Source organism: Zobellella maritima (assembly GCF_003075035.1).
Classification (GTDB): domain Bacteria; phylum Pseudomonadota; class Gammaproteobacteria; order Enterobacterales; family Aeromonadaceae; genus Oceanimonas; species Oceanimonas maritima.
This window is the reverse complement of the sequence record NZ_QCZE01000023.1, coordinates 1-362: the sequence shown is the minus strand read 5'-3', so window position 1 is coordinate 362 and position 362 is coordinate 1. Positions and strand designations below refer to the sequence as shown.

General features: G+C 50.8%; 1 tRNA gene. It reads right to left on the bottom strand.

Going from position 1 to position 362, the window contains the following annotated elements:
* Positions 1-51: 51 nt before the first annotated feature.
* Positions 52-127: transfer RNA gene (locus DCS96_RS18425), tRNA-Glu, on the bottom strand.
* Positions 128-362: the final 235 nt, after the last annotated feature.

Sequence of the window (362 nt, the reverse complement as noted above, 5' to 3'; positions counted from 1 at the left end):
TCACGAAGAAATCAAAGCTAAACGGCTTTAGCTTTGTATTCTCTGAGCGAATGGCGTCCCCTAGGGGATTCGAACCCCTGTTACCGCCGTGAAAGGGCGGTGTCCTAGGCCTCTAGACGAAGGGGACCAAAAATCGGTTCGTGACGCTGCGCGTCACTGATTTTTGGTAAAGGCGAGTGGTGAGCTCTGCGAACCCGAGCGACAAGAACAACCGTAGTTGAACTGGGCCTGGGGAACAGAACTCGGTGTGCAACAAGCTATAGGCAAACTTGTTACCACGCCCTTATCAAAAGCGCTCTACTCATATCAAGCAAACTGTGTGAACACTCAACAGGCGTTGAGATTAAGGTAAGGAGGTGATC